At 47.7% G+C, this 13,903-nt stretch carries 11 protein-coding genes; 4 read left to right on the top strand and 7 right to left on the bottom strand.

Translation table 11 applies throughout. The features are described 5' to 3' along the window. The first annotated feature begins 134 nt into the window (after positions 1–134). Entirely contained in the window at positions 135–1,136 is a 1,002-nt protein-coding gene (gene mnmL, locus LA360_RS00655) for a tRNA modification radical SAM protein MnmL/YtqA (RefSeq protein ID WP_022202783.1), read from the top strand. Here mnmL and LA360_RS00650 read toward each other — a convergent pair. The 6 genes from LA360_RS00650 to LA360_RS32080 form a co-directional block, all read right to left on the bottom strand. Further along, positions 1,055–2,338, bottom strand: coding sequence for a CapA family protein (locus LA360_RS00650; protein WP_022202784.1), 1,284 nt, complete (start codon positions 2,336–2,338; stop codon positions 1,055–1,057). The two genes, mnmL and LA360_RS00650, sit on opposite strands and share 82 nt — an antisense overlap. 20 nt (positions 2,339–2,358) lie before the next feature. Then, positions 2,359–3,219, bottom strand: coding sequence for a DegV family protein (locus LA360_RS00645; RefSeq protein WP_022202785.1), 861 nt, complete (start codon positions 3,217–3,219; stop codon positions 2,359–2,361). A gap of 351 nt (positions 3,220–3,570) precedes the next feature. Beyond that, complete coding sequence (locus LA360_RS00640; protein ID WP_057571563.1) at positions 3,571–4,983, bottom strand: PspC-like choline-binding domain-containing protein; 1,413 nt, start codon at positions 4,981–4,983, stop codon at positions 3,571–3,573. A 161-nt stretch (positions 4,984–5,144) separates the two neighbouring features. Then, positions 5,145–7,169 (bottom strand): molecular chaperone HtpG, encoded by a 2,025-nt coding sequence (gene htpG, locus LA360_RS00635; RefSeq protein ID WP_022201590.1) that lies wholly within the window; start codon positions 7,167–7,169, stop codon positions 5,145–5,147. Positions 7,170–7,329: 160 nt separating this feature from the next. After that, positions 7,330–7,806 (bottom strand): MarR family winged helix-turn-helix transcriptional regulator, encoded by a 477-nt coding sequence (locus LA360_RS00630; protein WP_002587620.1) that lies wholly within the window; start codon positions 7,804–7,806, stop codon positions 7,330–7,332. A gap of 140 nt (positions 7,807–7,946) precedes the next feature. Further along, complete coding sequence (locus LA360_RS32080) at positions 7,947–8,150, bottom strand: hypothetical protein (RefSeq protein ID WP_330411156.1); 204 nt, start codon at positions 8,148–8,150, stop codon at positions 7,947–7,949. A gap of 419 nt (positions 8,151–8,569) precedes the next feature. Here LA360_RS32080 and LA360_RS00620 point away from each other — a divergent pair, with 419 nt between their 5' ends. From LA360_RS00620 to LA360_RS00610, 3 genes are all read left to right on the top strand, one after another. Continuing rightward, positions 8,570–9,754, top strand: a complete 1,185-nt coding sequence (locus LA360_RS00620; protein WP_112481615.1) for a MalY/PatB family protein — start codon at positions 8,570–8,572, stop codon at positions 9,752–9,754. Positions 9,755–9,817: 63 nt separating this feature from the next. Further along, positions 9,818–11,242, top strand: coding sequence for an FAD-dependent oxidoreductase (locus tag LA360_RS00615; protein ID WP_225537251.1), 1,425 nt, complete (start codon positions 9,818–9,820; stop codon positions 11,240–11,242). Beyond that, positions 11,215–12,234, top strand: a complete 1,020-nt coding sequence (locus LA360_RS00610) for a cation:dicarboxylate symporter family transporter (protein ID WP_225537249.1) — start codon at positions 11,215–11,217, stop codon at positions 12,232–12,234. The genes LA360_RS00615 and LA360_RS00610 overlap by 28 nt, the downstream gene beginning before the upstream one ends. 344 nt (positions 12,235–12,578) lie before the next feature. On the opposite strand, the gene LA360_RS00605 is transcribed toward LA360_RS00610, so the two are convergent. Next, complete coding sequence (locus tag LA360_RS00605) at positions 12,579–13,802, bottom strand: sigma-70 family RNA polymerase sigma factor (RefSeq protein WP_057571558.1); 1,224 nt, start codon at positions 13,800–13,802, stop codon at positions 12,579–12,581. Between the last annotated feature and the right edge of the window lie 101 nt (positions 13,803–13,903).

The raw sequence follows: 13,903 nt of genomic DNA, 5'->3' as shown, positions 1-13,903 counted from the left end.
TTATCACACCCGGGGCAGAAACAACAATACAATATTCTCCTGTCTTTATACTTTTTTTAAATGGGGATGACATAGGGCAGGCTTTGCTGTTATAATCTCTTAAACAGTATCATGTAAGAAAGCAGGTATTCACAATGGAATGGAACGGAAAACCCTATCACTCTCTGGACTATGAGCTGAGGCAGCAGTTCGGCCAAAAAATCTATAAGCTGTCCCTGGACGGAGGCATGACCTGTCCAAACCGGGACGGTACCCTGGGAACAGGGGGCTGTATCTTCTGCAGCGAAGGCGGCTCCGGTGATTTTGCCGCTCCCAGACAGACGGCTGTCTCCCGGCAGATAGAGCAGGCCATGGCACAGGTAAAGAGGAAGATGCCGGACGGCTCACAGGGTTCATATATTGCCTATTTCCAGTCCTACACCAATACGTACGCTCCCCTGCCCTATCTGAAGCAATTGTTTGGGGAAGCAGTCTCCCATCCCGCCATAGCCGCCCTGTCCATCGGCACCAGGCCCGACTGTCTGGAGCCTGAGGTCGCGGGCCTGTTAAAGGATTTAAACCGCGTGAAACCGGTATGGGTGGAGCTGGGTCTCCAGACCATCCATGATTCCACCTCCGCCTTTATCCGCCGGGGCTATGGACTGCCGGTGTTTGAGGACGCCCTCAGACGCCTTAAGGCAGCCGGCCTGACCGTCATCGTCCATGTCATATTAGGCCTGCCCGGCGAGACCAGGGACATGATGGCGGAAACCGTGAATTATCTGGCCCAATGTCCTATAGACGGAATCAAACTCCAGCTTCTCCACATTTTAAAAGGGACCGGTCTGGCAGATTACTTCCAGGCCAATCCCTTTCCCATATTCACAATGGAGGAATACATTGATTTTGTTATAGACTGTGTGGAATGCCTGCCCCCTGAACTGACCATTCACCGCCTGACAGGGGACGGTCCAAAATCCCTTCTCCTGGCTCCTCTGTGGAGCGGAAGCAAACGGCTGGTGTTAAACACCCTCCACCGCCGTTTTAAGGAGAGAAATACCTGGCAGGGAAAATATTATATCCCGGATTCCTCCTGCTCTGCCGCGTTTTCCTCCCCCGGCGCCACAATTCCGTCCTCCCCAACTGTCACGCCGTAGGAAATGGATGTGATATACTGATAAAAACCTGCTTTTTCGCCTTCATCTGTCAGCATCCTGGTATATCCTCCTGAGGATGTGCCGGGCACCAGCCTAAGCAGCGCGTCCTCCCCATCCCATTCCACCTTCAGAAGGGCCGTCTTCGGAATACTGCTGCCGAACACAAAATTACCAAGGCTGTATACAATGGGCTTTCCCTTGTAATATTCCAGCCCCTGCATCACATGGGGATGGCTCCCTACCACAAGGTCAGCCCCTGCATCTATATACTGCTGTCCCAGAATTCTCTGATACTCCTGTGGCCGTTCGTCACGTTCAATCCCCCAGTGCACATATATCACAAGGTAATCGCAGGCTTCCCTGGCCTTTTTGATCTCCTCCAAAAGCTGGGACGGGTCATAAGTGGTAAGCATGCCCGGTCCCTTGGAAGTAGCGTTCCAGGAGTCCTCCGGTATGACTCTGGAAGCGCCCAGGAAGCCGATTTTGCGGCCCTTTGCCTCCATGAATACCGTTTTTTTTGCCTCCTCCAGATTGGCTCCGGCTCCCACCCGCAGGATTCCGGCATCATCCAGAGTGCTGCATGTATCCAGCAAGGCATCCGTACCGAAATCCAGGGCATGATTGTTTGCCAGTGTCACGATATCAATCCCCAGCTCCTGAAACATGGATACCTTTTCCGGGGGAAGCCGGAAGGTAAACTGCTTATCCGCAGCAGCCGTGCCGCGTCTGCTGAATGGAAATTCCTCATTTGCCATGAAAATGTCGCTGGCGTCAATCACCTGGCGGAATCCGCTGTCCACCACTCCCCCTATATTGCCGGCCTTCTGGTATGCGTTCAGCACATGGTCTGACAGGAGGATATCACCCGCAAATACGAATTGCAGAGGCGGGTCCTTATCCTCTGTTCCTGTTTCAGGGTCCTGTTCTTTAACGCCATTTGGAGCATCCGATAGGCCGCCATCCGCTGCATCCGGGCCGTCTGTTCCTTGAACGCTGTCCGGATTTGCGACGCCGCCTGCTCCGCCTGTTTCCTCCTGGACCGGCTCCTCTGCGCCGGCAATGCCCACACCTTCCGAGGCGCCTGCCATCTCAGCCCTGACATATTTGTCCTGTCCTGAGTGCCATATAAAATATCCCGTAATACCGGCCAGCAGCAGCCCTAATAATAAGGCTGCTGCCACAATACATCCTGTTCTCTTCATAAAACCTCTCCTGACAGACATCAGACTGCCAATACAATCCCTCCGTCATTGGCATATACAGTGGCCACGCCTGCCGCGTTGGTAACCACAATCTTCTTGAATCCCACCCTTTTAGCCAGCTCATTCTTTACGTATTCAGCCCGTTCAGGGTTATTCACATGGCAGACAACCGCAATCTTGCCGGCCGCGTCCACCACTTCCTTTACCGCAATGTCGCACATTCTATGAAGCGCCTTGTTCATTCCCCTGGCCTGGTCCAGCTTGATGATGGTTCCTGTATCCGCGCCCATGACAGGCTTGATGTTAAGGGCTGTGGCGAAAAATGCCTGCAGGCCTGACAGACGCCCGTTCTTGCGGAGCGTATCCAGGCTCTCCAGCACAAAATAAGTATTCATGCCGTCCCTGTATGCCAGGGTTTTCTCCACCACCTCATCAAATTCCAGTCCTGAATCGCACAGGTTCTGGATAAAGAGGGCGATGTTAAGCTCTCCTGAGGACGCGGAAAGTGAGTCAATGACAGCCACTTTCTTTGCCTGTTCCGCCATCCCCTTTTCTGCCATTTCCTCCTCATACAGCTTCTTTGCCACTGCCGCTGAATTATAGCTTCCGCTGAGGTGGCTGGACAGGGTGATGACAAACACCGCTTCCGCATCCGCTTCCGCAAATGCAGCCTTAAAAGTCTCCGGCGACGGACACGCTGTCTTTGGGCACTCCGGGCACGCCTTTACCATCTCTATAAACCGCTTCTGGTCAAATGTCTCATCATCCACTACCTGGGCACTGCCTACCTGCAGTGTCAGCGGTATCATCTGAAATCTGGGATCCTTCTTCATATCCTCTGTCAAATCGAGACAACTATCCCCGATAATCTTATAGGTCATAATTATGTCCTCCGGTTTTTCTTATCCATGTGTTTTCACATGTAGTATTCATTACTACTTATTATAACAGTATGGATGGTAAAATGCAATGCTTATGTGTTTCCAGTTTTATGGAGTTTTTTGGGGAGTTTTTTTGGCAGAGGAGGACGAGGACGGTGGTTGTGTCCGTTCGTGGGAACGGGTGAGCGGGGGAGGCATGGACGGGCTGCGGGGCAAGAAGGTCTAAGGCCCTGTAGATGCCCGTCCCCCGCCCGCCCGTCCCTTCCCCGCCCACCCGCTCCCTCCCATGAGGTTTTCTCCGTCCGGTGGCTGGTGTTGGTGTGATTATTTGTGTGAAATTTCAGACACACTCTAGTGCACCTGCTCTATAGCTGATAGTATCTGGTCTATGGTGGCTTGGCGGTCGCCGGTGTATTCGATGGAGATTTCCATGAGCTTGCCGTCTATCTGGCGGAAGTAGGTGTCCTCGTGTTCTGTGGTGCCGTCGCTGTTTTGGCCGGAGGTCTTTACATACTTGTATTCATAGCCGCCCATGTTTACTGTGCCTGTGCTGTCAACGGCGTAATCATAGTAGCCCGCATATTCGATGAGCCATTCCAGGTAACGGTCCAGCTGCTGGGTGGAATCGGTGTAGTCTACGGTGAACAGATAGCCGGTTCCGCCGTCGTACCAGTAGTACATATTCTCGCCGGCCTCCAGGGGATAGCTGTAGTAGCTTCCGTCGCCCAGCATCAGTTCTGCCGCCTCAGGGAACTTCATAAACAGATTGGCCCAGCGGTTGCTGTAGGTCTTTCCTGATATGGCGCCTGTCTCATAGGCCGCGGCCGGCCGCTCGCTTCCCTCTACCATGTAACCCTGGGCATCAAAGGTGTATTGGCTGCCGTCTATGGTCTTGGTCAGATTGGTCACCATGTGGCCGAACTCATCCACGTATTTCCATCTTCCGTTTTCTTCAATCCAGGCTTTGTACATGATTTGGCCGCTGCCGTCCAGACGGTATGTAAGGCCGTTCTCGTCCAGAGCCCATTCGTTGGTCCCGTAGGTGCCGTCTCCGTGGAGATACTGCCAGCCGCCTGCTTCCGTATAGTTCCAGCCGCCTCCTGCGTACGGGCGCATCTGACTCAAGAGCAGGGCCGCCGTTCCTGCCTGATCACCGGAATAGATCTGGACCAGCATGTAGCAGTTTCCGCTAATCTCCCTCATGTAGACATCCAGGAACATGCTGGCGGCCAGCTTACCCATATAGGCGTCATACTTCTGCCTAGCCTCCGGGGTCATGTCGTAACTGCCTATCCAGGCAGACATATACTGTGCCATCAGGGCTCCGTAATTGATCTTGACAGAGTAATAACCAGCCCCTGCTATACCGGCCGTCCCCATGGATACATAGGAACCATAGGATGCGTCCTGGCCCAGCAGCTGCAGCATCTCCTGCATTATTCCCTCCAGGCTCTCACCTTCCAGGTCTGCCACAATGCCGGTCATGGCAAGGAAGCTCTCATTCTCCTCGTCAATGGCAGAGGCGATGAAATCAATCTTCACCCCGTCCTCCTCCATATAGGACAGATAGTCTAACCCCAGGTTTCCTCCATATCTTCCCACCTCATAACCGGCTGGAAATGTGGCCTCAAATCCGGCCATGCTGCTTCTCACCGTGCTTCCCTCAATGGAACTGAGCCCCGTGGGAAGCGCCCAGGCTGTCATTGCGCCTGCGGCTGTAAGCACTGCGCTCAGCAGCGCTGACACGAAACGTTTACCTCTCATACAACTCCTCTCCTTTCTTCATACTAGTAAGATATTTCCAGTATAACCGATTTAGAATGTCCGTGCAACGCAAAAAGAGACCGGTTTCAAAAGTTTCCTCTTGAAACCAGTCTCTTATTCTTTTGTAACGCTCCTGTTACGATTTTATATGTTTCGCAGTATTATTCCGCTTTTTCGGATTCTGTTTTTCCGCCGGCCATAATCATCATGATTTCATTGCTGCGGCTTACAAATGCCGTCATGCGATCCGGAGCCAGAGGGCCGTGGCTTAAGCTTGCCAGGTCATACAGCTGTTCGCAGATTTTGGATGTATTGGCATCATCCTTATGTCCCAATACATACTGCACAAGAGGATGGTTTGCGTTGAGCACCAGTGTCTCACCTGTTCCACCGAACATACCCATATCCATGCCGCCCATGCTGTACATCTTCATCATATCCTGCATACGGCGGGTGTCCTCGGACACGGTAATCATGGAAGCCACGCCCGCATTCTTCATCTTTTCAACCTTGATGTCCAGCTTATCATTGTTCAGGGCTTTTTTGAAGCATTCCGTCAGCTCCTCAGATGTTTTCTTGAACTCCTCGTCGTCTTCCTTTACATCTTCCTTGAACGCGGCGTTAAGGTCCGTATCAATACGCAGGAACTTGAGGCCTTCCTTCTTCTGCTCCACATGTGAGATAAACGGGCTGTCTATGGCAGCGGGCATGATGACAGCGTCGATTCCCTCTTCCTTAAACATGTTGATGTACTGGCTCTGTTCCTTTTCATTGGTCACATAGAAAATAGTATTCTCATGCTTTTCCTTGTTCTCATCCAGACAGTCCTGAAGAGTCAGGTATTTGCCTTCCAGGTTCTTGTACAGGATAAAGTCTCCCATCTTCTCAGCAAACTTCTCATCCTTGATATAGCCGAACTTGATGAAGGGCGCAATGTCGTCCCAGTATTTCTCATAATTTTCCCTGTCTGTCTTGCACATACCGGAAAGCTTGTCTGCTACCTTCTTCGTGATGTAATCAGATATCTTCTTCACGAAGCCATCATTCTGCAGGGCGCTTCTGGATACGTTAAGAGGCAGATCCGGGCAGTCGATAACGCCCTTTAAAAGCATCAGGAACTCAGGAATTACTTCCTTAATGTTATCCGCAATAAAAACCTGGCTGTTGTACAGCTTGATGGTTCCCTCCAGGCTGTCGTACTCCATGTTGATTTTCGGGAAGTACAGGATGCCCTTCAAATTAAATGGATAATCCATGTTCAGGTGTATCCAGAACAGAGGCTCCTTGTAATCCCTGAACACCTTGCGGTAGAAGCTCTTATAATCCTCCTCGCTGCACTCATTGGGATGCCTGTTCCACAGAGGGTTGGTGTCATTTAAGGCCACCGGACGCTTGTTGATTTTATATTTTTCCCTGGAAGGCTCGATTTCCACGACTTCCTTGGTACCGTCTTCTTTTTCCTTTTCCTCGGTTTTGGCCGGCTCAATGACGGTCTCGACCACTGTATCCTTGCCGGTGAGCTCGTCCTTCTCAATGGTCTCATACTGGGGCTCGGCTGTCTCATTGTCCAGGAAAATGTTCACAGGCATGAATGCACAGTACTTCTCAATGACTTCCCTTGCCCTGTACTCGTTGCAGAACTCGGTGCTGTCCTCGTTCAGATATAAGGTGATGGTGGTACCCACCTCAGCCTTATCCCCTTCCTCCATCTCAAAGTCAATGCCGCCCTCTGATTCCCAGTGGACCGGCTTGGCATCCTTCTGGTAGGACAGGGAATCAATGGATACCTTGTCGGCAACCATGAACGCAGAGTAGAAGCCCAGGCCGAAATGACCGATAATCTGGTCCTCATTGGCTTTGTCCTTGTACTTCTCCATGAAATCCTGGACGCCGGAGAATGCAATCTGGTTAATGTACTTGTCAATCTCATCCTCGGTCATGCCAAGTCCGTTGTCTGTGATCTTGATGGTCTTGTCATTTGGGTTCACGGACACCTGGATTTTGTACTCCAAATCCTCCGGTCTTTCATACTCGCCCATGAGTTCCAGCTTCTTAAGCTTGGTAATGGCATCGCTGCCGTTGCTGATCAGCTCCCTGTAGAAAATGTCATGGTCAGAGTACAGCCATTTCTTGATTACCGGGAAAATATTCTCGCTTGTAATTGATAAACTGCCTTTCTTTGCCATCTTTCATCCGCCTCTTTCTTATATAATAATTAGTTCTTCATGTTTTGCAATGTTAACTCACAAACTACATTTTAGTACGAGACGAATAAAATGTCAATAAAAAATTAGCACTCATTTTTGTTGAGTGCTAATAAACAGGGGCGGGGACTCCAAATCCAGGTTACAGTTCCTCTTTGAGAAGTTTGGTGTATTGTTCAACGATTCGATAAAAGGCCTCTAAATCAGCCTCGCTGCATTGTTCGATAAGATAGGCTGTAGTTTGTGTAATATCTGCAATATCATATGCTTTGTGAACACTGGAAAGCCGTTTTCCTTTTTCGGTCACATATAAACGGGCCGTTTTTTCATTGTTTTCCATATAACGCTTTTCTACATATCCGGATTCGATTAGCTTTTTGATGGTCTGTGATATGGCACTCTTGCTTTTGTGCCAAATTTTAGATAACTGGGTAGCTGTAATACCGGGACAATCATCAATAAAGGTAAGAGTGTGTATTTGCATCATATTGCAATTTTCAGCCTCATAGGTGTGTTTTCCATAGATATAATTGTGATATAAAATTACAAACTCATACAGCATATTGGCCCTAGCGGTTATCTTGCGGTATGCATTGTCAATGTCTGTAAAGTGGGTCATATAAACTCCTTTTATTCTTACATATTCATACATTTAAGACATTATCAATAATATCATATTTAAAATTATGTTGCAAGATTTTAAAACAACACCACTTTACAACTTTTATTAATAATTGAACCGCTGCTGATTAAGCCGTTTCAAAGCATTTGAAACAGCTCTGCGTGTCCCAAGTAATAACTACCAATCTTCTCGTTGGAAAGTGTAAAATCGACCTCTGGTGAAAGACGTTTTCCATGTTTTGCCGGTCTTCCTCTTTTCCCTGTTGGCTCAGGGGCAAGATCATACATGACAGAGTCAAATCTTGCATTGCAGCTCACATCCAGATTGGGATATTCATCCACAATGGAGAGCAGACCTTTCTCTGTATACCAGCTGTCTCAGAGGATAATCACATTTTTCATGGAAGAAAAGGCAGGCATCACCTGGCGTACCATAGATGCCGCAAGCTTTAGCTTGGATACTCTTTTTGCCACATACGGTATCCGAGAGGGACAGAAAGATAGACCATCCTATTGCCGTTCCAAACAGGAGCGAAAAAGCATCAGAACGTCCTGTACGATATTTTACGGTGTCCAATGCAAGCCATTCTCTTAAAATAGTTAATTAACAAAACAATATTAAATCAAAACTAGGTTTTCTATGTGTAAAACAGCGAATTATCAACTTATATAACTTGATATATTGACAATAGGCACAATATATAATATAATATTGTTCAGTTTCGAAACTATATTATATGTGTCAGAAAGGTGGTATCTGGATGGACTTTGAAAAGTTCTGTAGAGAAAATTGTGTTGAGCGAAGGGGCACCGGCACTTTAAAGTGGGACTCACTGCAGGAAATCTTCGGAGATGCTGATTTGCTTCCGTTATGGGTCGCTGATATGGAGATTCAATCGCCGGCAGCAGTCCGTGAAGCACTGACAAAGCGTGTGGAACACGGTGTGTTTGGCTATGGTAAAGTAGAAGATTCCTATTATGATGCATTTTTTGCATGGCAAAAGAAACATCATGGTATAGATTTGGTCAAAGAAAATGTACGGTTTGCCACAGGCGTGGTAGGCTCACTGTATACTGCAATAAGAGCATATACTAAGGAAAATGCATCCATAATAATCTGCCCTCCTGTATATTATCCATTCTATGATGCAATACTTAACACCGGAAGAAAGCTGGTAACATGTGACCTGGATAATAACAAGGGCCATTACAGCCTCAATCTTGACAAGTTCGAAAAAGAAATATCAGATAACAATGTAGAGATGTTCATACTGTGTTCACCGCATAACCCTGTGTGCCGCGTATGGTCAGAAGAAGAACTGAATGCTATGTTAGATATCTGCCACAGACATGGAGTGCTGGTAGTATCAGATGAGATTCACCAGGATTTTACATATGGAGAAATTCCTTTCATATCTTCAGCTATTGTTAAGGGCGGAAAATATAGGGATATGCTGATTATCCTAAATTCCGGATCTAAAACTTTCAACTTAGCCGGTTTAATTCACTCTCATGTGATTATTTACGACAGGAAGCTGATGGAAACCTATGATGCCTATATAAAGAGTATAGGCTCTCCGGAAGTTAACTTGTTGGGAGTTACAGGTATGGAAGCCGCATTTCGTAATGGCGAAGAGTGGTTTGAAAACGTAAAATCACTGATTTGTCATAATTATAACTATATGAAGCTGGAATTTGCCAAGGAGCTTCCTGATGTTGTGGTGACACCTCTTGAGGGAACTTACCTTTCATGGCTTGATTTGCGCAGCTATGTGCCTGAAAAAGAAACAGCAAGCTTTATCCAGAATAAATGCCGTCTGGCTTGTGATGTGGGGGAATGGTTCAGCTTTACAGGACATGGTTTTATACGTATTAACCTTGCAACAGATACAAAAAATATCAGGACTGCTGTGGAGAGTATCGTTACAAACATCAAAGCACTATGATTACCATTTTCGTATCTGATAGAAATAACAACAGTATAATTGAATTGTAAAGGAAGTGAAAACATGGGAAAACGTGTGCTGGTTGTAGGGGGAGTTGCTGGCGGCGCCTCTGTGGCAGCCAGAGTTAGGCGTCTGGATGCAGATGCGTGCATAACCATATTTGAGAAAGGAGAGCATGTATCCTTCTCCAACTGTGCCCTTCCCTACTATTTGAGTAGAACTGTGGAGGATAAAGATAATCTCACACTGATGACACCGGAAGACTTTAAGACTTCTTACAATATCGATGTGCGAATCAACAATGAGGTGTGCGGTATAGACCGTGTCCGCAGAAAGATTCAGGTGAACAATCGAATCACGGGTCAGAAATATGAAGAGGCTTATGATGAATTGGTTCTGTCACCTGGTTCCGCCCCTATTTGCCCTAAGCTGATTAAAGGAGTATCTCTTCCACACGTATTCACTGTACGTAATGTAAGCGATATTGTTAAACTAGATCGATATTTAAACCGGGAGAACAGCTGCGATGTGGTTGTAGTTGGCGGAGGCTTTATTGGTCTTGAAGTGGCAGAGAACCTTAAAAAGGCTGGAAAGAATGTTTCTGTAGTAGAAGCAGCCGGTCAGGTTATGAATCCTTTTGATTATGATATGAGCCAAATCCTGCATAAGGAACTCTGTGATAATGACGTGGAATTAATTTTAAGAGATGGTATAAAGGCTATCACAGAAGACAAGGTAATCCTAAACTCTGAGAGGGAACTGCCGGCTGATGTAGTAGTACTTGCAATTGGAGTACTGCCTGAGACTACGCTTGCGAAAGAGGCCGGACTGGAAATTGGTGAAACGGGCGCAATCAAGGTTACACCAGATTTCCGTACCAGCGATCCACATATTTATGCAGTGGGAGATGCCATTGAGGTGTACCAGAGCCTAACACACAAGCCAGTCAGGCTTCCTCTGGCAGGACCAGCTTTGCGCCAGGCGAGGGCTGCCGCTGATGCCATGTATGGTATGCATGGGATTAATAAAGGTGTGATTGGTTCCTGTGCAGTCAGAATTTTTGAACTTAATGCAGCAGCCACGGGGCTAAATGAAAAAAATGCAAAGGCGAATAATATACCTTGCGATTCTGTTTATACCATTGCAATGGATAAAGTAGGACTAATGCCAAATAGTTCTCCTATCCATTTTAAGCTCGTATTTGAAGTGCCTACTGGAAGAATCCTGGGCGCTCAGGCCATTGGAAAAGGTAATGTGGACAAACGGATTGATGTCATCGCCACTTTGATTGCTATGAACGGTACACTGGAGGATTTAAAAGAATTGGAGCTTTGCTATTCCCCTTTGTTTGGCACGGCAAGAGATGTAGTAAATCTGGCTGCACTGGTAGGTCTTAACATTCTGCATGGTGTTTTCAAACAGATACATGTAGGTGAGGTCAGAAACCTATCATCATTACTATGGGCATGGTTTTGGTTGCTTCTGTAACTGGCATTGTGATTGGCATGCTGTTTGGCATTGGTAAGGGAGCCACCTTAGTTGAAGGAGGTGCTGCAACAGCAAAAGAAATCACTCCTGTAGCTACCACAATTAAGAACCTAATTCCAGGAAATATTGTTGGAGCTATGGTAGACAGCAACATCATTGGTCTTGTTATTTTCTCTGCTTTTCTTGGTCTGGCAATCTGGTGGATAAATTATGAGAGCAAGGAGGCCGCAAAACCCTTGTATCATCTGATTAATGCGGCTCACAAAGCGATGATTAATATGGCTTTGCTGATTCTTGATTATATGCCATGGGCAGTCATTGCTTTATTGGCAAATACCATCGCTCAAAGAGGTCTGTCCTCTATCCTTGAGGTTGGTAAATTCATCATCGCACTTTACGTTGCAGCAGCCGTGCAGTTTACGATCCAACTAATCCTGCTGGCAGTGAATGGTTTGAATCCTATGACTTACGTAAAGAAATCTTACGCAACAATGTTAATGGCATTTACCTCTCGTTCTAGCGTTGGCTGCCTTCCAATGACGATTGAAACTCTGACTAAGAAACTGGGGGTAAACCAAGGGACGGCAAGCTTTGTGGCTGGTTTCGGCACGACTGCAGGTATGCAAGGGTGTGCAGGTATCTTTCCATCTCTGTTGATTATCTATGTATGTAACGTAACTGGAACTCCAGTCGATATTACCATGATTGTAATGACAATCTTCGTTGTAACCATCGGTTCATTAGGTATCGCAGGTATTCCAGGTACTGCAACTATGGCGGCTTCCGTAGGCCTGTCTGGCGTGGGTATGGGTGCACAGTTTGCAATGGTAAGTCCGATTCTGGCTATCGACCCAATTATCGATATGCCAAGAACAATGCTTAATGTAACGGGTTCTCTGACCAATGCGCTTGTTGTAGATAAATATATGGAAAGTTTGAATATGACAGCTTACAATGATATGAGTCTGAATCAGCAGGAGAAAAGGTCATAAGATGAAGAGTTATGGAAGGTGATTAAAAAGACATAGGAATAGTGTACGTTTACCCTGGAGAAGCTTGATTTTGTAGGTTCCATAAGGATACCTTCAGATTTGGGATAGCGGTATAGCATGACAGTGTTATACCGCTTTGCCATATATACATTGACCTTTAAGATGGAATGAGCGCACCGCAGAGGTAATAAATAAGCCCGTGAATATGCGATGCAGCTACATACTCATGGACTTATTCAGTTGTACAAATATTCAATTTTCAATCATCATGTCAAGGCTCAATTTTACACCATTTTTTACACCATTTTCCCGTCTGGATACAACGGGCTATAATGAATTCCTTTTTATGGGAGAAAATCCCTGATTTTCTTGCTCTTGGAGGGATTGCGAAGCTTTCTGAGAGCAGCTGTCTCAATCTGGCGGATACGCTCCCTGGTTACGTTGAACCGTTTTCCCACTTCCTCCAGGGTCAGGGGATGTCCGGTCTCCAGGCCAAAACGCAGAATGATGACATCACGCTCCCGGGGATTCAGCCCCTGAAGCATGCTGTCAATCTCCTCCCGCAAAAGAAAGCTCTCCGCCTTGTCCTCTGTGGAAGCATTGGTGTCGTCCGCCACAAAATCCCCCAGATTGGAGCCCTCCTCGTCACCTACCGGTGTTTCCAGGGATACGGTATCACCCGATGCCTGAATCAGCTCCGTCACCCGTTTCTCGGACATGTTCACTTCCTCAGCCACTTCCTCCATGGACGGCTCCCGTCCCAGTTTCACGGACAGGCTGCGCTGGGCACGGCGGATTTTGTTCACCGCCTCCACCATGTGGACCGGAAGCCGGATGGTCCTGGACTGGTCCGCCAGGGACCTGGTAATGGACTGCTTCACCCACCATGTGGCATAGGTGCTGAGACGGTAACCTTTGGCATAGTCAAACTTCTCCACTGCTTTCATAAGCCCCAGGTTTCCCTCCTGAACCAGGTCCAGAAAACTCATTCCCCTGCCGGTATATCGTTTGGCAATGCTTACCACCAGGCGCAGGTTGGCCTCCACCAGCCTGCGGCCCGCTTCCACATCGCCTTCTGACTTGCGTCTTGCCAGGTCTGATTCCTCCTCTGGTGTAAGCAGCGGAATGGAGCCGATTTCTTTTAAGTATTCACGGATTGGATCGGCTGTGGATACACCTTCCAGAAGCCGCTCCTGGCCATATCCGTCGTAGTCCTCCTCTTCCTCTTCTTCGCCTCCGGAACCTATACTGCCCCCGTCCAGCATATCATCCTGGTCCAGTCGGTCTCTTCCCCAGCGGAAATCTTCCTTAACCAGGGACAGCTGTTCCAGCTCGGCATCATCGTCTAAAAGAAACTCCCCCTCCGGCAAATCTTCTTCCGGTTCCTCGGGAGCCTGTATGTGGACACCTTTGCGCTCCAGCTTCAGATAGACTTCCTCCATCTCCTCCGGTGTCATCTGAACATCCCGGAAATGATCCAGCACCTGGGTCATCTCCAGACGTCCTTCCTTGGAGGCCGCCTCACTGACCAGCTGCCCCACTCTCTTAGACAATTCCATTTTATCCATATGTTATCCTCCCCCTTCTCCTGGGACATACTAAATATAGGTACTGTATTGCGTAAATCCCTCTTTGAACAGCGGGGCTTACGCAGCACAGTACCGTTATT

The sequence above is a fragment of the Enterocloster clostridioformis genome (assembly GCF_020297485.1).
GTDB lineage: Bacteria > Bacillota > Clostridia > Lachnospirales > Lachnospiraceae > Enterocloster > Enterocloster clostridioformis.
The sequence above is the reverse complement of the archived record's forward strand: the minus strand, read 5'-3'. Positions and strand labels throughout refer to the sequence as shown.

Excerpts from the sequence above, each read along its gene's own strand:
- mnmL (WP_022202783.1), top strand. The coding sequence starts at position 135 with ATGGAATGGAACGGAAAACCCTATCACTCTCTGGACTATGAGCTGAGG.
- LA360_RS00650 (WP_022202784.1), bottom strand. The coding sequence starts at position 2,338 with ATGAAGAGAACAGGATGTATTGTGGCAGCAGCCTTATTATTAGGGCTG.
- LA360_RS00645 (WP_022202785.1), bottom strand. The coding sequence starts at position 3,219 with ATGACCTATAAGATTATCGGGGATAGTTGTCTCGATTTGACAGAGGAT.
- LA360_RS00640 (WP_057571563.1), bottom strand. The coding sequence starts at position 4,983 with ATGAGAGGTAAACGTTTCGTGTCAGCGCTGCTGAGCGCAGTGCTTACA.
- htpG (WP_022201590.1), bottom strand. The coding sequence starts at position 7,169 with ATGGCAAAGAAAGGCAGTTTATCAATTACAAGCGAGAATATTTTCCCG.
- LA360_RS00630 (WP_002587620.1), bottom strand. The coding sequence starts at position 7,806 with ATGACCCACTTTACAGACATTGACAATGCATACCGCAAGATAACCGCT.
- LA360_RS00620 (WP_112481615.1), top strand. The coding sequence starts at position 8,570 with ATGGACTTTGAAAAGTTCTGTAGAGAAAATTGTGTTGAGCGAAGGGGC.
- LA360_RS00615 (WP_225537251.1), top strand. The coding sequence starts at position 9,818 with ATGGGAAAACGTGTGCTGGTTGTAGGGGGAGTTGCTGGCGGCGCCTCT.
- LA360_RS00610 (WP_225537249.1), top strand. The coding sequence starts at position 11,215 with ATGGGCATGGTTTTGGTTGCTTCTGTAACTGGCATTGTGATTGGCATG.
- LA360_RS00605 (WP_057571558.1), bottom strand. The coding sequence starts at position 13,802 with ATGGATAAAATGGAATTGTCTAAGAGAGTGGGGCAGCTGGTCAGTGAG.